Origin of the sequence: Succiniclasticum ruminis DSM 9236 (assembly GCF_900112895.1) — a bacterium.
GTDB lineage: Bacteria > Bacillota > Negativicutes > Acidaminococcales > Acidaminococcaceae > Succiniclasticum > Succiniclasticum ruminis.
In genome coordinates, this window is the sequence record NZ_FONL01000005.1 from 53,643 (window position 1) to 77,040 (window position 23,398).

22 protein-coding genes are annotated in these 23,398 nt (G+C 55.6%); 20 read left to right on the forward strand and 2 right to left on the reverse strand.

The window, feature by feature from the left end; translation table 11 throughout:
* The first annotated feature begins 42 nt into the window (after positions 1-42).
* The 10 genes from BM159_RS05410 (at position 43) to BM159_RS05450 (ending at position 11,567) form a co-directional block, all read left to right on the forward strand.
* On the forward strand, positions 43-942 hold the full coding sequence (locus BM159_RS05410; protein ID WP_093913244.1) for a radical SAM protein: 900 nt from the start codon (positions 43-45) through the stop codon (positions 940-942).
* A 65-nt stretch (positions 943-1,007) separates the two neighbouring features.
* On the forward strand, positions 1,008-2,390 hold the full coding sequence (locus BM159_RS05415) for a C40 family peptidase (protein WP_245763649.1): 1,383 nt from the start codon (positions 1,008-1,010) through the stop codon (positions 2,388-2,390).
* Positions 2,391-2,424: 34 nt separating this feature from the next.
* On the forward strand, positions 2,425-4,245 hold the full coding sequence (locus BM159_RS05420; RefSeq protein ID WP_245763650.1) for a sigma 54-interacting transcriptional regulator: 1,821 nt from the start codon (positions 2,425-2,427) through the stop codon (positions 4,243-4,245).
* A complete protein-coding gene (locus tag BM159_RS12145; RefSeq protein ID WP_245763654.1) occupies positions 4,233-4,319 on the forward strand; it encodes a hypothetical protein in 87 nt (28 codons plus the stop codon). Before BM159_RS05420 ends, BM159_RS12145 begins: the two co-directional genes overlap by 13 nt.
* Positions 4,320-4,333: 14 nt before the next feature.
* Positions 4,334-5,059 carry a tRNA (guanosine(46)-N7)-methyltransferase TrmB gene (gene trmB, locus BM159_RS05425; RefSeq protein WP_093913245.1) on the forward strand — a complete coding sequence of 242 codons (726 nt, stop codon included), beginning with the start codon at positions 4,334-4,336 and terminating at the stop codon, positions 5,057-5,059.
* Between the two features lie 87 nt (positions 5,060-5,146).
* Entirely contained in the window at positions 5,147-6,361 is a 1,215-nt protein-coding gene (locus BM159_RS05430) for an FtsW/RodA/SpoVE family cell cycle protein (RefSeq protein WP_093913246.1), read from the forward strand.
* On the forward strand, positions 6,361-8,385 hold the full coding sequence (locus BM159_RS05435) for a penicillin-binding transpeptidase domain-containing protein (RefSeq protein WP_093913247.1): 2,025 nt from the start codon (positions 6,361-6,363) through the stop codon (positions 8,383-8,385). Before BM159_RS05430 ends, BM159_RS05435 begins: the two co-directional genes overlap by 1 nt.
* Before the next feature lie 97 nt (positions 8,386-8,482).
* Positions 8,483-10,153 carry a formate--tetrahydrofolate ligase gene (locus BM159_RS05440; protein WP_093913248.1) on the forward strand — a complete coding sequence of 557 codons (1,671 nt, stop codon included), beginning with the start codon at positions 8,483-8,485 and terminating at the stop codon, positions 10,151-10,153.
* Between the two features lie 143 nt (positions 10,154-10,296).
* Positions 10,297-11,127, forward strand: coding sequence for a bifunctional 5,10-methylenetetrahydrofolate dehydrogenase/5,10-methenyltetrahydrofolate cyclohydrolase (locus BM159_RS05445; protein WP_093913249.1), 831 nt, complete (start codon positions 10,297-10,299; stop codon positions 11,125-11,127).
* Between the two features lie 11 nt (positions 11,128-11,138).
* Complete coding sequence (locus BM159_RS05450) at positions 11,139-11,567, forward strand: VanZ family protein (protein WP_093913250.1); 429 nt, start codon at positions 11,139-11,141, stop codon at positions 11,565-11,567.
* A gap of 254 nt (positions 11,568-11,821) precedes the next feature.
* On the opposite strand, the gene BM159_RS05455 is transcribed toward BM159_RS05450, so the two are convergent.
* Entirely contained in the window at positions 11,822-12,679 is an 858-nt protein-coding gene (locus BM159_RS05455) for a hypothetical protein (protein WP_093913251.1), read from the reverse strand.
* 320 nt (positions 12,680-12,999) lie between these two features.
* A complete protein-coding gene (locus tag BM159_RS05460; protein WP_093913252.1) occupies positions 13,000-13,842 on the reverse strand; it encodes a hypothetical protein in 843 nt (280 codons plus the stop codon).
* 283 nt (positions 13,843-14,125) lie between these two features.
* On the opposite strand from BM159_RS05460, the gene BM159_RS05465 reads away from it, so the two are divergent.
* The 10 genes from BM159_RS05465 to BM159_RS05515 all read left to right on the forward strand — a co-directional run bounded on the left by BM159_RS05465 (position 14,126) and on the right by BM159_RS05515 (position 23,391).
* Positions 14,126-14,821, forward strand: coding sequence for a response regulator transcription factor (locus tag BM159_RS05465; protein WP_093913253.1), 696 nt, complete (start codon positions 14,126-14,128; stop codon positions 14,819-14,821).
* Positions 14,822-14,900: 79 nt separating this feature from the next.
* The gene (locus tag BM159_RS05470; protein WP_093913254.1) at positions 14,901-16,652 is read left to right on the forward strand and encodes a HAMP domain-containing sensor histidine kinase; all 1,752 of its coding nucleotides are present in this window, start codon (positions 14,901-14,903) and stop codon (positions 16,650-16,652) included.
* Between the two features lie 11 nt (positions 16,653-16,663).
* Complete coding sequence (locus tag BM159_RS12150) at positions 16,664-17,665, forward strand: SDR family NAD(P)-dependent oxidoreductase (RefSeq protein ID WP_245763651.1); 1,002 nt, start codon at positions 16,664-16,666, stop codon at positions 17,663-17,665.
* Between the two features lie 101 nt (positions 17,666-17,766).
* Entirely contained in the window at positions 17,767-18,561 is a 795-nt protein-coding gene (gene murI, locus BM159_RS05485; protein ID WP_093913255.1) for a glutamate racemase, read from the forward strand.
* A gap of 192 nt (positions 18,562-18,753) precedes the next feature.
* Positions 18,754-19,059: a hypothetical protein gene (locus BM159_RS05490; RefSeq protein WP_093913256.1), complete on the forward strand. Its 306-nt coding sequence runs from the start codon at positions 18,754-18,756 to the stop codon at positions 19,057-19,059.
* Between the two features lie 13 nt (positions 19,060-19,072).
* A complete protein-coding gene (locus BM159_RS05495) occupies positions 19,073-20,920 on the forward strand; it encodes a V-type ATP synthase subunit I (RefSeq protein ID WP_245763652.1) in 1,848 nt (615 codons plus the stop codon).
* A gap of 37 nt (positions 20,921-20,957) precedes the next feature.
* Positions 20,958-21,434: a V-type ATP synthase subunit K gene (locus BM159_RS05500; RefSeq protein WP_093913258.1), complete on the forward strand. Its 477-nt coding sequence runs from the start codon at positions 20,958-20,960 to the stop codon at positions 21,432-21,434.
* Positions 21,435-21,447: 13 nt separating this feature from the next.
* Positions 21,448-22,056, forward strand: a complete 609-nt coding sequence (locus tag BM159_RS05505; RefSeq protein WP_093913259.1) for a V-type ATP synthase subunit E — start codon at positions 21,448-21,450, stop codon at positions 22,054-22,056.
* A gap of 1 nt (position 22,057) precedes the next feature.
* Positions 22,058-23,050 (forward strand): V-type ATPase subunit, encoded by a 993-nt coding sequence (locus tag BM159_RS05510; RefSeq protein ID WP_093913260.1) that lies wholly within the window; start codon positions 22,058-22,060, stop codon positions 23,048-23,050.
* A gap of 14 nt (positions 23,051-23,064) precedes the next feature.
* On the forward strand, positions 23,065-23,391 hold the full coding sequence (locus BM159_RS05515) for a V-type ATP synthase subunit F (protein ID WP_093913261.1): 327 nt from the start codon (positions 23,065-23,067) through the stop codon (positions 23,389-23,391).
* The last annotated feature ends 7 nt before the right edge of the window (positions 23,392-23,398 follow it).

Below are 23,398 nucleotides of genomic sequence, written 5' to 3' on the forward strand. Positions count from 1 at the left end.
TAGAAAAATGTAAATATTTTTTTAACAGAAAAGGAAGTCCAAATGTTTTTTGACGATTATGATACCCCTGTGTTCCGTCCGCCCAGCGAGGCCAACAGTTTTATCCTGCGGGTGACCCGGGGTTGCGCCCATAACAAGTGCACCTACTGCAACATGTACCGGGGCGTGCCCTTCCAGGTACTTACTGATGAAGAAATCGCCCGGCAGATGGCGCTGGCCTATTCCTATAACAGGGACGGCGTGCGCCGGGTCTTTCTGGCTGACGGCGATGCGCTGGTTTTGAGTACGGAACGCCTGCTGCGTATCCTGCATGCGCTGAAACAGTATTTCCCCCATCTTCAGCGGGTCTCTTCCTATGCCGCGCCCAAGGATATTCTCCGGAAATCGCCGGAGGACATGATAAAACTGCGGGAAGCGGGACTGAAGCTTCTGTATTATGGAATGGAAAGCGGTGATTCGGTCACGCTGAAAGCGGTAAACAAGGGAGTAGACGGTCCCCGGTCCATTGAGGCAGGCAGGCGTGTGGTTGAAGCAGGCATGAAGCTTTCCATCATGATCATCCTGGGCATTGCGGGCGTGGAAGGCAGCGAACGGCACGCGCTGGAAACGGCGAAGGCCATCAGCGAGATACAGCCTACCATGCTGAGCGCCCTGTGCCTGATGCTGTACCGGGGCAGTGAGCTGAAAGAACAGTTTGAACGGGGCGAATTCCATCCCCTTTCCCCCGGCGGCCTGATGCACGAGCTGCATCGGATCCTTGAGAATGTGGACCTGCCGGAACATTGCCATACGATATTTCGCAGCAACCATGTTTCCAATTATGCCAATTTTGCCGGCAACCTGCCAAAGGACAAGCAGCGGCTGCTTGTTGAGGTGCAGATGGCGGCAGAGGAACTGGATAAATTAAAAACATGGGACGTTTATAACGACGACAGATATTAACGGCGAAGGAGATACGCCTGCCTCCGGCAGCGTGTATTTTATGTGGTCTTATGCGATACAGAGAAATGAAAAGAATCATAGCGAAAACGCTGACCGCCGGATTGCTGGCATCGCTGGTCCTGGGGTGGGCGCCATATAGGGCGTCTGCTGCCCCGGTTATCACCAACATGCCCCACCGGGCAGACGGCACGCGGATCACAGGCAGCCAGCCTGTGCCGAGGAAGATGCCCGGGGACGTGGCAGTGAAAGCGAAGCCGCAAAATCCGGAATCGGCTGCTGCGCCCGGAGTAAATCAAGCGCCGGCCGTACAGACAGTGCCCAAAACGGATGCGCCGAAGCCGGCCACACCGGCGGCGCAACCGGCACCCAAAGCGGTAACACCGGAACCCGCTACAGCGCCGGTACAGACAGTGCCCAAAACAGAAGCGCCGAAGCCGGCCACACCGGCGGCGCAACCGGCACCCAAAGCGGTAACACCGGAACCCGCTACAGCGCCGGTACAGGCAGCGCCCAAAACAGAAGCGCCAAAGCCTGCAACCCCGCCGGCACAGGTGAAACCGGCCACGCCGGCCGTACAGACGGCGACACCTAAAGCAGAGGCTCCGAAACCCGCCACACCGGCGGCGCAACCGGCACCCAAAGCGGAAACATCGAAACCCGCCACACCGGTGCTGATTAAACCGGCCGTACAGACGGAACCGAAGCCGGCAGTAAAAGCGGAACCTGCCAAACTGCCGACCAAACCGCCCGGTCTGGAGACAAAGAAAGCGGAACAAAAGAAACCGGATGCCCCTGTAAAGAAACTCAAACCCAAGAAACCGGAACCGGAAAAATCTGTCTATCAGGTCGGTGACAAAGGATGGAAAGTCAAGCAGGCACAGCAATACCTGCAGAAGCTTGGCTTTGAACCAGGCGAAGCGGATGGCCGGTTTACCAAATCTACCCGCAGGGCCCTGCGCAAGTTCCAGAAAAAATACAAGCTGAAAGAAACCGGGAACCTGGACAATGCCACGTATGAAGAACTGAAGTGGCAGGCGGAGGCCAAAGAGTACGGCGGCAACGTGGCCAGCGCAAAGATCCTGAAAACGGCGGCCCAGTACAAAGGCGTGCCCTATGTGTTCGGCGGAACCACACCGAGGGGCTTCGACTGTTCCGGCTATGTGCAATACGTATTTGCCAGACACGGGATCCGTCTGACCCGTACGGCAGACACCCAGGCGCGGGAAGGCAAGTTTGTTTCCAAAAAGAACCTGAAACCAGGAGACCTGGTTTTCTTTACCACCTATGAACCAGGCGCGTCCCATGTGGGCATCTACGCCGGAAACAACCTGTTCTGGAATGCTACCAGTTCCAGAGGAATCATGCTCAGCAATCTGACTGACAGCTACTGGGGACCGCGTTACTATACGGCCCGCCGCATTTTAACCGGTAATGACCGAAACCGCTGAAACGGACAAAACAGGGAGAGAGAGGAAATTTGCGATGATTCGTGAAAAGAGAAATAAGGAAAAACTGACGGCCTATTACAATAAATTTATGGACGAGGGGGTCGTCGATCCCAACGTACACCCATGGGTGGCGGAATCCTGGCAGCGCTGTCAGAATCTCCACCTGCCCCATGAAACGATGCCCAAAGTCAACCGCCTGACCCGGGAACAGGTCATCGAACACCAGAAAGCCCATGCCCAGATTGTGGAATACGTGGACGGGCTGTACGAACAGAACAAACAGCATTTTAATTCCCATAACCTGAGTATGCTGTTGATCGACGACCAGGGCTATGTGATCAAGAATTATGCCATGCCCTTTTTCCAACGCGTCATTGACGACATCCAGGGGATGCGCGTACTGGAGAGCGACATCGGGACATCCAGTATCAGCATCGCCCGGGAACACAACGTGCCGTTCCTGATGTTCGGGCCGGAGATGTGGATACGGGAAAGCCATAACGGGGACGCCTGCAGCGCGCCCATCTGCGTACAGGGCAAAATCCGTTATATCCTGTCTTTCTGTTCCGTGGACCAGCGGGAACTTCCCTATGACTTGCTGTTATCCCTTTTGCTGACCATGAAGTATTCCGTGGAAAAGTATCTGGAGATGCTGGTCTACTGGAACGTACAGAAGATGATCCTGAACGAGCTGCCGGTAAGCGTCTACTGGCTGAACCGGGACGAAAAGATACAGTATTGCAACGAAAACGGCAAGAAACGTCTGGACGGGAAGAACGCCCTGGCGGACGTGTTCCTGAACTATGAGCATATCCCGGTGCGTCAGGCGCTGGCAGGAAAACCCGTCTACCGCCGCGAAGTGACCTGGATCACCCAGGACAGGACGTATGAAGACGTAACGACCGCGCTGCCGGTGAAAGTAGGCAAAAATGTGGAAGGCGCGGTCATCCTGTCCATGTCGATTGAAGACCTGAAAACCACGATTGCCCACGCCACCGGTTACAGCAGCCGGTACAGCCTGTACAGCATGGTGGGCGAAACGACGGAATTCCTGGCGCTGCAGCATAAGGCGACCCGGATCGCCCGGGCCGACAGCAATATCCTGCTGCAGGGTGAACCGGGAACCGGCAAGCAACGCCTGGCCCACGGCATCCATCAGGCCAGCGCCCGGGCAGCGGCCCCGCTGATTGTTGTGAAATGTACGGACGGATCCCCGAAAGCCATGGAAGAAGAATTCTTCGGCAGGGTGGACGGGGACAATCTGCCTGCGGCCGGGAAACTGGAACTGGCTATGGGCGGGACCCTGTTTATTGACGAAGTGGAAAAGCTTCCGGTCGAGCTGGGCGACAAGCTGGCGGACGCTTTAAAGAACGGTCTGCCCGTCCGCGGATCCGGTGAGCGGAAAAAACTGAACATCCGCGTGATTGCCGCCTGCGACAGCAACCTGAAGCGTCTGGCGGACAAAGGGCTTTTCAGCCGCCAGCTGTTTGAAATGGTGCTGGATACAGTGATGCGCATCCCGCCGCTGCGAGAACGGGTAAAGGATATTTCCGTCCTGGCCAACCATATCCTGGCGGAAATGAGCGCCCAGTACAACATGCCCCAGAAGCACCTGACCCCTGAAGCGCTGAAAGTGCTGACAGGCTGCAGCTGGCCCGGCAATATCAAACAGCTGCAGGGCGTGATCGAGCGGGCTTTCTTCCATGTGCCCGGCAGTATCATCGAGGCGGACGACGTGAAGATGCCGGTGGACAAAACCATGGAAAAATCCTGGAAAATGACAAGGATGCTTTCATCTCCGTATGGAAATCCGCCGGCGGCAACATTTCCAAGCTGGCTTCCATGCTGGATGTAAGCCGCGTAACCCTGTACCGGTATCTGAAAAAATACGACCTGGGACCTGTTTCCGCAGGAAGCGAAAAGAAATAAAGGAACACTGACACATGCGTTTACGAAAGAAACCCTGGATAGAAAAAGCCATGCCCGAAGTGATTGAAGCAGGCTTTCTCTACAGGGAAGAGATAGAACGGTTTAAAGGCCGCTGGCAGGAACGGTTCCCGGGCAGGGAAATCTGTCTGGAAATCGGCTGCGGCAAAGGCGGCTTTATCACGGGCATGGCGGCCCTGCACCCGGAAAAGGCGTTTATCGGGATCGAGACCCAGTTTGACATTTCCTATTACCCTGCGAAGAAAGCGATGGAAAACGGGCTGGACAATCTGGTGATCCTGAACGCGGACGCCGCGTATATGGAAGACTGGTTCGAGCCGGGGGAAATCAAAACCCTGTTCCTGAATTTCAGCGATCCCTGGCCCAAGAAAAAACAGGCGAAACGGCGCCTGACCCACCGGAATTTCCTGGGGCTGTACCTGAAGCTGCTGGGTATCGGCGGGCATCTGTTCTTCAAGACGGACAACCGGACGCTGTTTTATTTTTCCGTGGAGGAATTTAAGGAATTCGGTCTGGAGATCCGGGGACTTTCCTATGATTTGCATCACAGCAATTACCGGAACGAAGTGCAGACGGAATACGAAAAGAAATTCAGCGCGCTGGGGACGCCGATCAATTACTGCGAAGCGGTGTTTACGGAAAACTCCGGCAGGGTGGCGACCCATTCGCCGAAGAATATCCGGCCGGAAGATTCGCCGGCAGGCCCGGAAGAAAAACAGTGAGTTTTTCTTAACGATTCAGCATTATTTTTATTATCCACGTAACATTTGTTTCTGATTTCTTCTATATTTCAAGAGGACATAGCACATATGCGAGAACGATTCATGTTGTGGGAAAACCCGAAAGACGCCATTATTACGCTGATGATCCTGCTGATGGTCATCGGCTGCGTCAATGTGTTCAGCGCCAGCTTTGTCAAAGCGGAGGCCATGACCGGGAACCCCTATCATTTCCTGGTCCGCTATCTGATCTATGCGGCAGTAGGCGGAGTGATGTTCTGGGTCACGGCGTTTCATCTGAATTATAAACGTATGATGAGCCCCCGGTTTTATAAAGTGGTAGTCGGGGTCACCATATTGCTTCTGGCGGCGACGCTGGGCGTCGGGACAGTGGTAAACGGTTCCCGGCGCTGGATTTATATCGCCGGCTTTTCCCTGCAGGCCTCGGAACTGGCCAAGGTTTCGGTCATCCTGATGGCGGCTTCCTTTCTGGGAGACCGGCTGCAGCAAGGCAAGCGGGTCAGTTTACTGGGATATCCTTCCAACGAGGCCCTTCTCTTCACCCTTGCCTTTGCGGCGCTGATTTTCCTCCAGCCGGATATGGGAACCGCTACCATCGTCTTTGCGCTGATGCTGGGCATGTATGTGCTGGCGGGGATACCCAAACGGCAGATTGTCTATCTGATAGGTCTCGGCGTGGCAATTGCCGGACTGGCCATGATGGCCCCGTACAGGCGGGCCCGCATCTTCCTCTGGCTGGATCCGTGGAAAGATGCCCAGGGTGGCGGCTATCAGATGACCCAGTCCCTTATGGCCATCGGCAGCGGCGGACTGACAGGACTGCCCTGGGGACAGGGTTCCAGTAAGTTCTTTTACCTGCCGGAAGCCCATACGGACTTTGCGTTTGCCATTTTCTGCCAGGAATGGGGCTATATCGGGGCGCTGTTTTTAATTGCCTGTTTCGTGATCATGGCCTGGGCCATGGTGACGATCGCCATGAATACGAAAGACCGGAGAGGCTATATGCTGGTGGCGGGCGCGACTCTGTTCCTGATCGGGCAGGCGGCCGCCAATATGGCCATGGTCACCGGACTTTTGCCGGTCATCGGCGTGCCGCTGATGTTTATCAGCTACGGCGGCACTTCGCTGATCGCCAATATGTTTACCCTGGGGCTGATCATTTCGGTTTACCGTAACGAAAGCGCCCGTGAAACCATGGAAGAACGCATCGCGGCCGGTCTTCCTCCTACAGAGGACAGCAGGCTGAGAGTGGTTTCCTCAAACCGGAACAGGAGGCCATTCTGATGAAGAAGATCAAGTTTACGTTAAACGACAGCCGGAACCGCCTGCTGCTGTTAGGCGGGCTGATCCTGCTCATGTTCTTTGCCGTGGCTGTCAAATTATTATGGATCCAGATCGTCAGCGGCACGGAACTGGGGAAACGGGCTACCGTGCAGGTTACGGACAAAATCAAGCGGCATACGCCCCGGGGACGGATCGTGGACAGGAACGGGGAAGAACTGGCTGTCAGCATCATGGTACACTCCCTGTACGTCAATCCCGACGAGATGAACAAGAGCGCCAAGCCGGGGAAAAAGGAGACGGAATACCGCGATATCCCGCGGATCGCGGCCCAGAAACTGGCGCCGGTCCTGAACATCAGCGAAAAGGCATTGTATGACGACTTTACGTTAAAAGGCCAATTCGTCTGGGTAAAGCGCATGCTGGAGCCCAGAGACTACGAGCAGGTAGTGAAGATCATCAAAGAGAACAAACTGCCGGGCCTGCACTTTATTGCAGAAAGCAAGCGGTACTATACGAAAAAATCTATGGCAGCCCAGGTGCTGGGCTTTGTAGGCACGGATGACAGCGGCCTTTCCGGACTGGAACTGGCCCTGGACAGCATCCTGAAAGGCGCGGAGACGCGGCAGACCAAAATGGTGGACGCCATGGGCCGCACCATTGCCGACCGGGACACGGACCTGGAAGAAAACCGGGAAAAGACCATGGTGGCGACTGTCTACCTGACCATCGACAGCAAGATGCAGTTTGTCATCGAAGACGCGCTGGATGACGCCATGAAACGGACGAATGCGGCCGCCGCCGCGGTTCTGATCATGGATCCCCACACCGGCGCGATTCTGGCCATGGGCAGCCGGCCCACGTTCGATCCCAACGATTTCGGGAAGTATCCCGCGGTCAACTGGCTGAACCGGGCTATCTCCATTATTTACGAACCCGGTTCCGTATTTAAGCCCATCGTAGGCACCATGGGGCTGTCGGAAGGCCTGGTCACCCCGGATACGCCCATCAACGATACCGGCTCCATCCGCATCGCGGACCGGGTCATCAGCAACTGGGACGATACGGGCATGGGCCTGTGTAAATTTGAAGACGTCATCAAATATTCCATTAACACCGGCATGGTGCAGCTGGGCATGAAGCTGGGTGCCCAAAAGGAAATCGACTGGGCGAAAAAATACGGTTTCGGAACAGCTACCGGCATCGAACTTCCCAGCGAGGAAGACGGGATCCTGTACGATCCCAAGAATATGTATGAACCGGACATCGCGACCCTGGCCATCGGGCAGGGCATTGCGGTGACGCCGTTACAGGAACTGAGGGCCATCTGCGCCATCGCCAACGGCGGGGAACTGTTAAAACCTTACATCATCGACCGTATCGTGGCGCCCAACGGGGAAGTAATCCGCAAAGGAAAAAAACAGGTGGTGCGGAACGTCATCACGCCGGAAGTGGCGGCCCAGATGCGCGGCATGATGGAAAAAGTGGTCAGCGAGGGCGGCGGCAAGACCGCCCGGATTAAAGGCTACCGGATCGCGGGCAAGACGGGTACCGCCCAGAAGATTGCCGAACAGGGCGGTTACGCGGCAGGGAAATATATCGCGTCCTTTGTAGGCTTCGTGCCGGCGGACAAACCCCAGTATGCCATGCTGGTCATGCTGGATACGCCCCGGGGCGCGTTCTACGGGTCCCAGGTGTCGGCGCCTATCTTCCGCGACACCCTGCAGCAAATCCTGGTGGCCAAAGGCATCCAGCCCAGCAACAGCGAAGGTCTTCCCAGTTTTGAAGCCCATATGAAACCGGGACAGAAAGAAAAACCGGCCAACGCGCTGCCTTCCTTAAAACCGAAGGGGAAAAACTGGATCGTGCCGGATTTCAGCGGGCTTGACGCCCGGGCCATTACCGGTGAACTGCAGAAGGGCAGTATGGTGCTGGAGCCTTACGGTTCCGGAAAAGCCTATAAACAACGGCCAGCCGGCGGCACGGAAGTGGAACCGGGGAGCAAGATAGAAATCTGGTTCCAGTAATCGGGATTTTAGGGTATAATGTAAGAGCGGATTATTTTAATTATAAATACAAAATTGTTTATCAGCAGATCCGGGAGAAGATAAGGAGGATGGAGCTATGTTATCTGACATCGAGATTGCCCAGCAGGTGAAAATGCAGCCTGTTACGGAAATTGCGGAAAAACTGGGGATCGATCAGGACGATCTGGAATTATACGGCAAATATAAAGCCAAACTTTCCTATGACCTGATCCGTAAAGTGGAAGACCGGAAACCGGGTAAACTGGTATTGGTTACGGCCATTACCCCAACTCCGGCAGGGGAAGGGAAATCCACCACCACCGTAGGCCTGGCCCAGGGCCTGCAGAAAATCGGGAAAAAGGTAATCGTGGCCTTGCGCGAGCCTTCCCTTGGACCCTGCTTCGGCATCAAAGGCGGCGCGGCCGGCGGCGGTTATTCCCAGGTTGTGCCCATGGAAGACATCAACCTGCATTTTACCGGCGATTTCCATGCCATCACGTCCGCCCATATGCTGCTGTCCGCCATGCTGGATAACTCCATCCAGCAGGGAAACCCGCTGAACATCGACCCGCGGCGCATTATCTGGAAACGGGTCGTGGATATGAACGACCGGGCCCTGCGGAACATCGTCATCGGCCTGGGCGGCAAAGCCCACGGCGTGCCCCGGGAAGACGGCTTTGATATTACCGTGGCCAGTGAAGTCATGGCGATCCTCTGCCTGGCTTCCAACCTGCATGACTTAAAAGAAAGACTGAAACGGATCGTAGTCGCATACAATTATGACGGCAAGCCGGTTACGGCGGAAGACCTGCATGCGGCCGGCGCCATGGCGGCCCTGCTGAAAGATGCAGTGAAACCGAACCTGGTTCAGACCCTGGAACATGTGCCGGCCATCATCCACGGCGGTCCCTTTGCCAACATCGCCCACGGCTGCAACAGCGTTATGGCCACCCGCACGGCCCTGCGGCTGGCGGACTTCACCATTACGGAAGCCGGATTCGGCGCAGACCTGGGCGCGGAGAAATTCTTCGACATCAAATGCCGTCAGGCCGGCCTGGCTCCGGACGCCTGCGTGCTGGTAGCCACGGTTCGCGCCCTGAAGATGCATGGCGGCGTAGCCAAAGCGGATCTGAAAGAGCCCAACGTGGAAGCAGTGAAAAAAGGTCTGCCGAACCTGGGCAAACATATTGAAAACATCTTTAAGTTCGGCGTGCCTGTGGTAGTGGCTATTAACATCTTCGCACAGGATACCAAAGAAGAACTGCAGGCCGTGTACGATTACTGTGCCGGCATGGGCGTCAACGTAGCCCTCAGCGACGTATTCGCCAAAGGCGGCGAAGGCGGCGTGGAACTGGCCAAAGAAGTGGTTGCCCTGGCGGAAAGCGGCATGGCCCGCTTCAAACCGGTATACCCGCTGGATATGCCTCTGCGTAAAAAAGTGGAAACCATCGTGAAAGAAATTTACGGCGGCGACCGTGTGGAATTCCAGGCCAAAGCGGCCCAGGCCCTGGACCAATACGAAAAAGAAGGCTACGGCAATCTGCCGGTCTGCATGGCCAAGACCCAGTACTCCCTGTCGGACGACCCGGCCCTGTTAGGCGCTCCTTCCGGCTTCACCGTAAACGTGAAGAATGCCAAAATCAGCGCAGGCGCAGGCTTCATCGTCATTTACACCGGCGACATCATGACCATGCCGGGCCTGCCCAAGAAACCGGCCGCGGAGAATATTGATGTAACGGATGAGGGCAAGATCAGCGGACTGTTCTGATGATTGCTTCAACTGTGCGCACAGACGCATTGGCAGACGCTCCCGGTATTCAGGGAAACGTAGTACTTAAACAGCAGTAATTTAATAAAATCGAGACCGACAGTTGCTCCTGTCGGTCTCTTGCTATCGAAAGGGAAATGCACATGGAAACGTTGATGATGAGCGGCCGCCCTGTGGCGGATGCCTGTAAGGAACAGATAAAGGAAAAGGTGGAAGCGGCGCAGAAAGCCGGTAAAAAGGTTGCCCTTGCTATCGTAACGGTGGGGGAGGATCCCGCTTCTTTTGTCTACCGGAAACGGTTGTTAAAGATAACCGAAAGCCTGGGCATCGGCAGCCGTTGTGTGGAACTTCCGGGAATCGCAACGACAGCGGAAGTGATTGAGGCTGTCAGGAAACTGAACGGAGATCCGGAAATCGCCGGCATCCTGCCCATGATGCCCATGCCGAAGCAGGTGGACGGGGAGGCGGTTGGCGCTGCCCTTGCTCCGGAAAAAGACATGGACTGCCTGAGCCCGGCTAACGGCGGGGCCCTGCTGATTGGCAAAGGACGCTGGGCCGCCTGTACGCCCCGGGCCTGCATGGCGATCCTGAAATTTTATAAGATTCCGCTGGACGGAAAACATGCGGTCGTGCTGGGCCGCAGCAATGTGGTGGGCAAACCCGTGGCGCTGCTGCTGCTGCAGGAAAACTGCACCGTTACGGTCTGCCATTCCCATACAAAAAACCTGCCGGAACTGGTACGGCAGGCGGATATCGTGGTAGCGGCCATCGGCAAAGCCGGTTTTGTTACGCCTGATATGGTAAAACCCGGAGCAGTGGTCGTGGATGTGGGCATCAACGTGACAGAGAATGGCATCGTGGGCGACGTGGCGCCGGAAGTGGCAGAGAAGGCATCAGCCTTTACCCCGGTACCCGGCGGCGTAGGTGTGGTCAGCAACGTGATGATGATGGATGCGGTGGCCCGGAATCTGTAAGGTGGGAAGCTATGCGTACGCTTTACGGGATTGCGGCCCTGGCCTTTACCGGCTTTATTTTTTACAATTCCAGCCTTCCCGCGCCAGTCAGCGATGAAACCAGTTATTATTTCGTGAACCTGGTTGCCTGGATCAATGCCTTCCTGGACAAACCGGTGCCGCTGCCGGAAATGAACCATTACATCCGCAAAACGGCGCACTTTACGGAGTACTTTGTGCAGGCGCTGTTACTGTGCAATGCGTTTTATACTGACCGGACAGACCGTAAGAACTCCCGCGGCTGCATCCTGTTCCTGTCGCTGCTGACCGCAGTGCTCGACGAATACATCCAGCTGTTTTCACCGGGGCGGAGCGGCCAGGTGACGGACATCCTGCTGGATTTTTCAGGAGGCTTCAGCGGCTGGCTCAGTTTTCAGTTGTGGAAACGGATCAAACGGTAAAGTTGAGGAAGCGGAAAGAATTTGTTGAAGTAAATGTAATTGTATAGAATAAAATAACAGTGCCGGGAAATACATAAGCAAAACATTGTGAGCGTTTGCGAAATTTCATGAGATGAAATGAGCCGGCTGTGGCGAGACTGTTTGAGGGCGAAGCCCGAGTTTCGAAGCCACAGGCGAATGAGTCCATGAAATAGCAAACGGGAACAGTTTTGCGATGTATTTCCCGGCACTGCTTTTTTACTTACAAATACATTTTAAATTCCAATCACCACACCGCCGCCATGTCCGTGATGGTGGCGTCCGTGGCCCCAGCCGAAACCGATGCCGATGCCGATAGGCCAGCCGGAAGACCGGTTTTCTTCCCGTGCCTGATCCCGTTCGTCCATTACGGTAAAGTTGAGGGTCTTGCTTGTCGTAAAGCCACCAATCTCCACTTCGGCCAGGATGTCAGCCTTGCCTCTTGCTACACCGTAGACCCACTGCTGTCCCTTATCGTCGGTATCGATCCGGAGGGTATTTTCATTGAGGCTGGTCAGCGCCAGGTTATAGGGGATGCTGCCGGGAACCCGGATCAGCACTTTGCCTACGCCGTCCAGGGGTATCTTTCTGTAAGCCGGATAAATCTCAACCTTTTCCAGCAGTTTCTCTGTCGTGCCGTCCAGCAGCTCCGTACGGTTCTCCTTAGGGATGCGGCGGAAGACACAGCTGTCGTCTTTGGCCAGCAGGAAATCGCCGGCGGCTTCCGAAGTGCCGGGAAGGAACGCCTTGACGTGATAAAAATAATCCCCCGTCAGGGCTTTGTCCATGCGGTAGCTGTAATCTACCTGCGGATCCAACCCCGTTTCTTCCGGGTTTATGTAGAGCAGTCTTGCTACGGCTTTTTCCAGTTTTTTGCCGCTGGTAATATAATAATCGGACAGGGCCTTATCCTGCGCTGCCTTACGTACGGCGGCGGCTTTTGCCGAAGGCACGACGGCACCGTCTTTATACGTTGTCGTGGCGGAATCTGCTTTCCGGATCTCCGCTGCGCCGGCACATACCGGAACAGCCAGTACTGCAGCAAGGACAGACAGTGTTACAAGGCGCGCGGCCATCAGTTTCCATTTCTTCATGGTAAAGAACCTCCCCATCTGTATTTTGTAGTTTCCCAAAGAGGCGAACTGGTCAGCGCCCCCTGAACATCTGGATGTATGATTACCCGGGCTTATTATTTATTATAATTAAATTATAAAATTTTGACAAATGCATGGCAAAACCAAAGCTTCGTATAAAATGTGAAAAGAAAATGTAAAAGTCCCCTGTTGTGTAACAGGGGACTTTGCGTTAGGGGAGAAAAGTGAATTGTCCTGCAGTATTATCCTTTAGGATCAGACTGTTTGCCGGTAATCAGAAGAATCCGGCTTTTACGGTGATCAGATTACACCGGGCGGGGTCATTTGGGACCCTGGCCGTCGTGCGGTCCCCTGTGCCCTCTCGGGCCGGGCATTCCCTGACCGGGGCCGGGGCCGAAACGATGGCGCGTTTTTTTCCACTGCTCTTTTTCTTCCGGGGTCATCTGTTTCCATTTTTTCCAGAAAGCTTCCATCCGTTCCTGCTGGCGCTTATCCCGTTCCAGGAAACGTTCTTTTTCTTCCGGAGTCATATTTTTGGTGCGTTCTTTCACCATCTTGTCATGTTTCTGTTTGAAATACTCATGACGTTCATCTTCCGTCATTTTCGCAATTTTTTCCCGCTCGGCCTTTTTTGCCTCCTGCCGTTTCTCAAAAGCCTTCTTTTCATCATCCGTCATGTTTTTCATGCGTTCTTCGTTGACGCGGTGGATGAATTTTTCGGTCGCTTCGCGCCGCTCCCGGTCAGACATGCTCTGCCAGTTGGCAAAGAACTGCTCTCTTTCTTTTGCTAACTGCTGGCGCTGATCTTTCGTCAGTTTGCCGGGGCGGTCTTTCTTTTCACCATGGAATTTGCCGTGGTGGCATCCCTTGGGGCCTTTGCCGTCATGGGGACCGCGGAACTCGCCGTCATGATGCGGGCCATGGCCGTGGTGCCGGTGCATGCCATGATGCGGGCCGTGTTTGTGCTTTCCGTCCTTGTGGAATCCAAAGGGAGGATGGCCTTTTTCCATATCCGGCGCCTGCTGTTCGATTTTGTTGTTGTAATCCAGTCCCTGCTGCTGGGTGGCGGCATCTTCTGCTTCCGTTGCGGCAAAAGCGGAACCTGCCAGCAAGGTAGCCATTACACCTGCAACGACTAACGTCTTTTTCCAGTTCTTCATCATGTTCATCTCTCCTTCTCTTTTATATTATGTGTCTTCTGAGTCTTCCGAGTCAAGTTTTGCCAGATGGAACAGTCTCTCCGGAGCGCAGATTATGTGACCGTATCCGGGCCGGACATCAGCCGTCCGATTTTCCGGTATCTCTCCGGTTCGCCTTTATATTATAGCCCAGATATGGCAAAATCATGTTTTTCCTGGAACAAAACTATGTTTTTCTTTTTACAGGTTTTGTTGTATAATTAACATGTATAAGTGTCTTTGTAACTTTGCGACGGGGGGCTTGCATATGAATAAGGTATTGATTGCTGACGATAACGCGCAGATAACGAAGGTATTAAAGGACTACGCCGGCAAGGAAGGCTGGGGCAGTTATATTGCCTATGACGGAGACGAGGCCCTGCGCCTGTTCCGGGAGTTTTCAAAAGAGATATCCATCGTTTTCCTAGATGTGATGATGCCGAAAAAGGACGGTTTTTCCGTATGCAAGGCCATCCGTGCCATGTCCCAGGTGCCGGTGATCATGATCACGGCCCGGAGTGAGGATGCGGATAAGATCATGGGGCTGGACATCGGCGCGGACGATTATATCGTGAAACCCTTCAGCGCGGCGGAAGTCATGGCCCGGGCCCGGGCGATCCTGCGGCGCATCCCCCAGCAGGAGGAGAGCAAGTCCCGCAAACTGACCATTGCCAACCTTACTATTGATATTGATAACTACATGGTGACCATTGACGATAAAGAAGTGCCTCTGACCAAACGGGAAAAAGAGCTGCTCTGGCTGCTGGCCTCCAATTCGAAGAAGGTCTTTTCCCGGGATAACCTGCTGGACAGCCTCTGGGGTTACGATTATTTCGGGGACAGCCGCACCGTGGATTCCCATATCAAACGGCTGCGGGCCAAGCTGGACGCCTATGAGCATCCCGGCTGGGCCGTGAAAACGATCTGGGGCGTAGGATACCGTTTTGAAATAGCGGAAAAGTAAGGGAAAGACGCAAACCGTAACGGGGTTGCGCGCATGTAATAAATATCCTGTGGTTTGAGCCGGTTTTACTGACGGCAGAATGGAGAAGGATATGTTTAAGAGTAAAATAGCTGCGAAGTTGGCGGCCTATTTTGCGCTGGCCATTTTAGTATTTGCGTTCGTCATGGCGTTTTCTTTCGGTCATTTTTTCCGGGAAAACTTCATTGAGCGGCAGCAGCGCGGTCTGGCCTACCGGGCGGCCAGCGTGGCGGCCATTATGGGAGATAATCTGGAGCGCTCCCGTATGCGGGAAGCGCGGGAAGCGGAGGAAAAGAATGCCGGAAATGCTGCCGCCACCACGGAACCGAAGTCCGGCAGCGGCACTGCAAACAAATCCGGCAACCGTGCGGAGACCCCGGTCATTTCCGGTCAGGACGCCACTGTGAAGGCAAATCCGGGTATCGGAAGCAAGGCAGTCAATCCGGGCAGCCTGCTGCGTTCCCGCCGGCTGATCGCCTATGTAAATATTATTACGGCGGACGACGTGTGGGTGGCCAATAAGAATGGCGATATCGCTATGCGGACCCACATCAAGGAAGGCGACGACATGAAAGAGGCCCCCAGTTATGTCCGGGGCCATGTGGAACATCACAAAGGACCCCAGGGACGGGGCATCCCTCCTGTCTTTGAAGGTACCACCACAGTCAATTCACTCCCCCAGACGTACCGGGATATGTTCCGCAAGGGGTTCAAGGGCGAATCCGCTGTGCGGGAAGAGTTTGACAAACGGATCAATGAGATGATGGTCCTGGCCACGGCTCCCATCTATGACAAAAACGGGGGCGTGGAGGGAGTCCTGATGCTGCGGGTGCCCGTATTCGGGCTGCGGCATGCTTTCTATGAAGCGCTGGAAGTGTTCGGCGCCTGCCTGGTGCTGGCTCTCGTCCTGGCATTGGTGGCAGCCTGGTTCCTGTCCATGAAGTTTACCAAGCCGCTGAACGTGATGAAAGATACGGCGGAAAGACTGGCTTCCGGCGATTACTCGGCCCGTTGCTACATACAGCAGAATGACGAGATCGGCGAACTGGCCACCACCCTGGACAGCATGGCGGGGCGGCTGGAAGAAGCGGACCGGGAAACCAAAAAGACGGAAAAGATCCGGAAAGAATTCATCGCCAACATCTCCCACGAACTGCGCACGCCGGTGACGGTGGTGCGGGGCAGCCTGGAAGCGCTGCGCGACAAAGTGGTGACGGAACCGGCCGATGTGGAACGGTATTATGACACCATGTACGATGAGACCCTGTTCCTGCAGCGGCTGATCAACGACCTGCTGGACCTGTCCCGTCTGCAGAACGTGGACTTCCCCATCGAAAAAGAACCGCTGAACTTCTGCGAAGTGGTGCAGGGCGCGGTCCGCAGCGCGCGGCAGCTGGCGCGGGAAAAGAATATTACGGTCACATGTGAAACAGATACGCCAATCTATAAAATGACCGGTGATTTCGGCCGGCTGAACCAGATGCTGATGATCTTCCTGGACAACGCCGTGAAATTCAGCCCGGAAAACAGCAGCGTGGAAGTGAAGCTGGCCAACCGGCGCCTGACCATCGCTGACCACGGCCCCGGCATTAAGTCGGAAGACCTGCTGCATGTGTTTGACAGGTTCTATAAGACCCGTGGCGAAAACAATAAAACCGGAAGCGGGCTGGGTCTGGCCATTGCCCGGGAAATCGCGGAGCGGCATGTAATCGCCTTACGTATGCAAAGCGAGTACGGCAAGGGCGCCACGGCCGTGATGGAACTGCCGAAACCGGAAGAACTCAGCGCGGAAGAAAAAGCGGAAATGGCGTAAGAGGTCTGTATATGGAATACGGATGTAAAAACAAAGTCGTTGTAATCAGCGGCGGTACCAGCGGCATCGGCCTGGCCGCCGCCCGGGCGTTCTGGCGGGACGGAGCTGTAGTCAGCATCGTCGGCAGGGACAGCACGAAGGGTATGATCGCGCTGGCCGCCATTGCCGGCTGTAAAGATCCGGAAGCCGCCGTGTTCCCCGGCCTGCCGGAAGGGACAGACACGCTCAGCGCCGCAGAGGGCCTGGCCAAAGACGGATCCGGGGCGCGGGACAGTTCCGTGCCGGGCACGGCGGAAGAGCTGGCCAGGCTGCGCTATATCCGGGCCGATATAACGAAACCGGCGGACTGCCGCATGGCTGCGGCCATAGCGGCCTGCTACGGGAAAGACCGCATCGATATCCTGGTGAACAGCGCCGGGATCTATCAGGAAAAACGGATAGAGAATGTTTCGGTGGCGGAGTACAACCGGATCATGGACGTGAACGTAAAAGGAACCCTGCTCATGATCCAGGCCTGCCAGCCGTACATGCTGCCCCACGGGGAAACGGAACCAGGGGCGGCTGATGAAACCGCTGGTTCTGCGCAGGATGCCGGAAATGCGGCAGAGGAAACGGCTGCTGCCGAAAACGCCGGCTCAGGAGCGGTACAGGACCGCTGTATTATCAACATAGCCAGCGACGCGGGGATCGGCGGGAATTACGGCTGTCCGGTGTACTGCGCGTCCAAGGGGGCGGTGGTGTCCCTTACCAAAGCGCTGGCGCTGGACTTTGCGCCGGACATCCGGGTCAACTGCATCTGCCCGGGGGACGTGGATACCCCCCTGCTGACAGCCCAGCTGGCGGCGGCAAAGGGAAGTTACACGAAAGAAGAAATGGGGGAAGGCTATCCCCTGGGCCGTATCGCGGCAACGGAGGAAGTGGCCCATGTGATCTGCAGTGTGGCGTCCCCGGCCAATTCTTTCATGACGGGAGCTGTCATTCCTGTGGACGGCGGGCTGACCGCGATAGGATAAAGGAAAGAGATTTACGGTATTTTCAAAAAAGTCCGGATGGTTTGCGGATTTTTTGCAGAATACGTTGTGTATACGAAAGAGCGGGTTTTGGAGGGATGACTATGGATAAAAACCAACCCATTGGCGTGATTGATTCCGGCGTAGGCGGACTCAGCGTGTTGCGCGCGCTGCAGAAGACCATGCCTCATGAAAGGTTTTTGTATCTGGGAGATACAGCCCGGGCCCCATACGGAACCCGCAGCCGGGAGACCATCACCGCCTTTGTGGCCGAGATGACGGACTGGCTGGAGCAGAACGGGATAAAACAACTGGTTACCGCCTGCAATACCATAACCGTGCTGGGGACTGACGTGATCCGGGGCGCCCATCCGTTTCCCGTGATCGGCATGTCCAAAGCGGCAAAGGAAGTCCTGGAAGCAACCGGGAACAAACACATCGGCCTGATGGCGACAGACTTTACGGTAAGCACCGGAGCGCACCGCAGGGAGATTCAGGCGGCGGACCCGGACGCGCAGCTTTACGGGGTGGGGTGCACGAAATTTGTGCCCCTGATCGAGGGTAACCGGTTCGGGAGCCCTGAACTGAAGGAAGCCATCCATGAATACGCCGATGCCCTGAAAGCAAAAGAAGTGGATACCGTCATCCTGGGCTGTACCCATTACCCCTTTGTCAGAGAGTATCTGCAGGAAGCCTTCGGCCCGGGGGTGACCATTGTCGATCCGGCGGAGGCCACCGCCCTGCAGGCCAAAGCGGACCTGGAGGCCCGGGGACTGCTCCGGACTGAAGGGCAGGGCAGCTGCACGATCTGTTTTACCGGCGACGTGGGACTGGGAAAACAGCTGGCGGAGCGGATGCTGGACCCGGCAGCCTGCGAATTTAAGCAGGTGAAACTGTAATCTGGCGAAAAATTTTCATGAATCTGGCACAATTTTATCTGTTTCGCATATTTTATGTATTCGAAGACAGAAAAACGTGCTATAATAATACGAGTGGTTTATTAGGACCAGTTGTAAAGTTTTGTCCGTATTTTTATTTTGTAAGTATTTCAATTAACATAAACTACAAATCACAAAGGTGGTGAGATGTGCATGTCAATGTTAGATGATATCAAGGCGGCGGAAGCAGCAGCCGCGCAGGCAAAGAAAGAAGCCGCCCTGACGAGTCGCAACCTCCTGCGGGACGCGGAGGAGGCAGCCAACCGGGAGGCCGCTGCCATGATCACCGAGGCCCGCGCCGCTGCCAAACAGACCGTTGCCAAGGCTGAAGCGCACGCCAGGGTCAAGGCAAAAGATCTGGTGGCAGAACGGGCGAGGGCGGACAGCGCCGTGGCGGCAGCCGCGGAGGCGAAACTCCCGGAGGCGGTAGCTTATATTGTAGAAAGGGTTGTGGTTTAGTATGCTGATAGCAATGAAAAAGGCGACGCTCTTCGCGCTGAAGGAAGACCGCGACGCCATTTTGCTTGCGCTGCAGAAAGACGGCAACATCATGCTCATTTCGGAAGGCGACAAAACCCAGACGCTCGAAGGGGCGGACAAGGTGGGCGACCAGATTGCCAAAGCAAAGGATGCCCTGAAATTTGTCGACCTGCACGGGAAAAAGGATTCCATGTTTGCCCCCCGGCTTCCGGTTTCCTACGACTCCTTCCTCCATGAATCGAAGGAAGGCTCGGAACTGGCGGACCAGATAGAGGCTCTTTCCGGCAAGATCATGTCCCTCAGGAATGAGGCATCGACCATGACGAGCCAGGTAGACGCCTTACAGCCGTGGACAGACCTGGATATTCCGCTGGAGCAGCTCGCGCCTACGGACACCAGCGTGTATTTCGCGGGGTATCTGCCGGAACTGGAAAAGGAAGCGTTCCTGGAAGATATCAAAGAGCTGGCGGCGGAGCCCATCGTGCTGAAAGAAGCACCGGAGGGACGCGCCATGCTGATCTTCTGCCTGAAAGAAGACGCAGCCCGGCTCAAGCATTTCCTCAAAGCGCATGATTTTACCGACGTTGTCTTTCCCAAGCGCACGGGACTGGTTTCGGAGATCGCCGTAGATCTTACGGAGGCCGCCCGGGTGAAAAACTTACGCGCCGACGAGCTGGAAGCGGAGGCCAAAAAGATTGCCGAAAGCAAGGCCGAGCTTCAGTTATATTACGACCAGCTGACGGCGAAAGAAGAACGCCTGGCCAATGGCGGTGTGGAGACCGAAAAGACCTTCTACATGGAAGGCTGGGTCAGGAACGACCGCACAGTCCAGGTAGAGAGGGCTATCCGGAGCGTGACGGACGCGTACCAGATCGAGTTCAACGATCCGGCCGAAGGCGAAATCCCGCCTACGGAAATGGAAAACAATTCCTTCGTAAAGCCCTATGAATCGGTTATCGAACTGTATTCCAGGCCCCAGGCGGGCAGCATTGACCCGGATTTCCTGATGGCGCCGTTCCATTTTATCTTCTTCGGCATGATGCTCTCGGACGCAGGCTACGGCCTGGTGCTCACGATCGGGCTCCTGATCGCCATGAAGCTGGTCAAGCCCCAGGGCTTTGCCGGCAAGCTGGGCATGGTCATCCTGTTCGGCAGTATCTCCACCGTTATCTGGGGAGCGCTCTTCGGAGGCTGGTTCGGACTGGAACTGCATCCGCTGCTCTTCGTGCCTATGAAAGAGCCGTTGAAGATGCTGGCTCTCTGCTTCGGGCTGGGTGTCCTGCACCTGGTCTGCGGCATGCTGCTGAAGGCTTACATGCAAATCCGGGACGGGGATGTCTTCGGTGCCTTCTGTGACGAGATCAGCTGGCTGATCATGTTTGCGGGCTTCTTCTGCATGGCCTTTGTACCGGGACCTGTGGGCAAATATCTGGCCCTGGCAGGCGCCGCCATCATCGTGCTGACGGGCGGGCGCGAAAAGAAAGGGATCCCGGCCAAACTGATGGGAGGCCTGCTCAGCCTCTACAACATCAGCGGGTACATGAGCGACCTGCTGAGCTACTCCCGAATCTTTGCGCTGGGCCTGGCCACGGGCGTTATCGCCATGGTTATCAACACCATCGCCCAGATGCTCATGGAGGCGGGACCGGTCGGCACAGCCGTAGCCGTGCTGGTGCTCCTGGGAGGCCATCTGTTCAATATCGTCATCAACGTACTGGGCGCCTTCGTACACAGCAGCCGTCTGCAGTACATCGAGTTCTTCGGCAAGTTCTATGAAGCCGGCGGCAAGGCATTTGTTCCCCTGGCTATCAGAACCAAGTACATGAATGTAACCAAATAAAAATTTTAATAAACGAAATTAAAGGAGGCAGTTAATAATGATTACTTTAGGAACAGCTCTTGCGTTTGCAGGCGCGGCAGTTGCCGCCGGTTTTGCCGGTGTAGGAAGCGCCGTAGGTGTAGGTATTGCCGGCCAGGCAGGCGCCGGTGTCGTATCCGAAGATCCGGATAAGTTCGGTAACGTCCTCGTACTGCAGGCTCTGCCGGGTACCCAGGGCATTTACGGATTACTGATCGCTTTCATCATCGTCCTGAACCTGGGCGTAATTGACGGCAATGTCAAGGATCTGACCACCTTCCAGGGCATGGCCCTGTTCTGCGCGGGTCTGCCGATGGCTATCGGCGGTCTGATGAGCGGTATTTACCAGGGCAAAGTTGCCGCATCCGGCATTTACCTGTGCGCAAAGCGTCCGGAAGAAACCGGTAAGGGCATCATCCTGGCCGCCATGGTAGAAACCTACGCAGTTCTTTCCCTGCTCATTTCCTTCATCATGGTTAATGGCGTAAAACTCTAAGGGAGGAAGACCGATGGCAGCAAACAAGATTATTCTCAAGATAGAGGAGGAAGGCATCCGCGAAGCAGCTGAGATCGTCGATGCCGCCAAGAAGAAGGCTGCCGCCTCTACTGAAAAAATAACAGCTGCTGCAAAGGTGAAAATAGAAGAAATCAATGCCCAGGCCGCGGCCGATGCCGATGAGGCAGCCCGCCGCCAGATCCTGATTGCCGAGCTGGAAGCCAGGAAAAACTCCCTGGACAGCAAGCGCAAGGTGCTGGAGGCAGCGTTCGCCAAGGCGGAAGAAACCATCGCTGCGATGCCGGAGGACAAGTGGGAGCAGCTCATTACCTCCATCGTCGTGAAGTCCGCTGAGACCGGTACGGAAAAACTCTGCGTGCCGGCGGCAGACCGGGCGAAGTACGAGGGAGGCTTCCTGGCCAGGCTGAACGAAGCGCTGGTCAAGGCAGGCAAGCAGGGCGGACTGACGCTGTCTGACGAAGCGGCGAAGTTTGCCGGCGGGGTCCTCCTGCAGGGCAAGACAAGTGATTTCGACGGGTCCTTTGCAACGATACTGAGGGATGTCCGCACCCGGATTGAAAAGGAAGTGGCGGACATGCTCTTTGCCGCGGAGGTGAAATAGCATGCCGCAGGCAAGTTATGAATACGCGGTGGGCCGTATCAGCCAGCTCTCGACCAAGATGCTGGACGCGGCCAAGCTGAGGCGTATCTTCGAGGCAGGTTCCTTCCAGGAATCCCTGGCGCTGCTTCTGGAGACGGGCTATGGCGGAAACCTGAGCCCCGAGCAGATTGCTTCGGAAGAGATCGACTATATCATCCGGGAGCAGCTGCAGATTTCCAGGAAAATCGTGTGGGAGGTCACTCCCGCTCCGGAACTCACCAGCCTCTTCCTGCTGGAAGTGGACGGCCACAATCTCAAGACGCTGCTGAAGGCGCGTCTGCTGGGAATCGAGGCGCCCGATGTGCTGATCGACGGCGGATCCTTCCCCCTGGACCAGCTCAAAGAGTGTGTGGCCGGCGCCAACTACGACGCACTGCCGGAAGCTTACCGCAAAACCATGAATAAAATCGAGGCCGAACTGGCCCGCGGGGTTGATTCTCTCAAACTCAGCGCCGAGATTGACGGAGCCATGTTCCGCCATATCAAAAACGTGCTGGACAAGAAGAACGACCACAGCTTTGTCCGGGATTACTTCTCCCTGCAGGCGGACTTCCAGAACGCCCGCAGCGTAGTGAGGGCAAGGCTTCTCAACTGGGACGTGGACAAGCTGCGTCTCATGCTCCTGGAGGGCGGGGAAATCGATTTCAACGTTTTCCTGGAAGGGATGAACATCCCGATGGAACAGCTGGGAGCACAGTTCAACAGAGGCAAAAACGGCAAGATCATTTCCCAGAGCGTGGAGGAATATGTCACCACCGGCGATGCATCTGTTCTGAAACGTAAAATGGAAACGGCGCTGATGAATGTTCTGCGCAGTGTGAAATGGGATATGTTCTCCCTGGGTCCGATCATCGGTTACCTCATGGGCCGCGAGGCGGAAGCCAAGGCGCTCAGGGTGATCTTCGGAGCCAAGCGGGGCGGCTTTGACTACGAGCTGCCCGAACTGTACGCATAGAAAGGCGGATGTCTATGAAGGAACGAAAAATCGCGGTGATTGGTGACCCCGGTTCCGTAATGATCTTCAAGGCCATCGGTCTGGATGTGTATTACGAGGAACAGGGCCCCATGATAGAAAAAAGGATTCACAAGCTGGCGGATAAAGGGTATGCGATCATCTACATCACCGAAGAAGCCGCGCAGCTGGTACCCGAGGCAATCGATTATTACACTACTGCGACATTTCCTGCCATCATCCCCATCCCGTCCGCCAAGGGCAGCCTGGGGCTGGGCATGAAAAAGCTGAAGGGCAATGTAGAGAAGGCTGTGGGCGCAGACATTCTTTTCAAGGAAGGGTAGGTAAATA